Source organism: Comamonas sp. B-9 (assembly GCF_000410635.1).
Taxonomy (GTDB): domain Bacteria; phylum Pseudomonadota; class Gammaproteobacteria; order Burkholderiales; family Burkholderiaceae_C; genus Comamonas.
Genome location: NZ_KE148643.1, coordinates 41,849 through 42,175, shown reverse-complemented (window position 1 = coordinate 42,175; position 327 = coordinate 41,849). Strand labels below are relative to the sequence as shown.

Sequence of the window (327 nt, the reverse complement as noted above, 5' to 3'; positions counted from 1 at the left end):
GCCCCCCCGCCCCCGCCCCCCGCCGCTGCGGCAACCGCTCCTGCGGCTGCTCCTACGCCTGCACCCCAGGCTGCTGCTGCGCCTGTGGCCTCGGGCCCGGTCGAAGTGAAAGTCCCCGATATCGGTGACTTCAAGGATGTGGCCGTGATCGAGCTGCTGGTCAAGGTGGGCGATACCGTCACCGAAGAGCAGTCGCTGTTCACCGTCGAGTCCGACAAGGCCTCGATGGAAATCCCATCGCCCGCCGCTGGTGTGGTCAAGGAGCTCAAGGTCAAGATTGGCGACACCATCAATGTCGGTGATCTGGTCGCAATCTTGGAAGGCAGC

Annotated in this window: 1 protein-coding gene; it reads left to right on the top strand. The window is 64.8% G+C overall.

The annotated features are described in order from the left end of the window. A partial coding sequence (locus tag H928_RS33675; protein ID WP_306729958.1) for a biotin/lipoyl-containing protein occupies window positions 1-327 on the top strand: 327 nt, incomplete at both ends.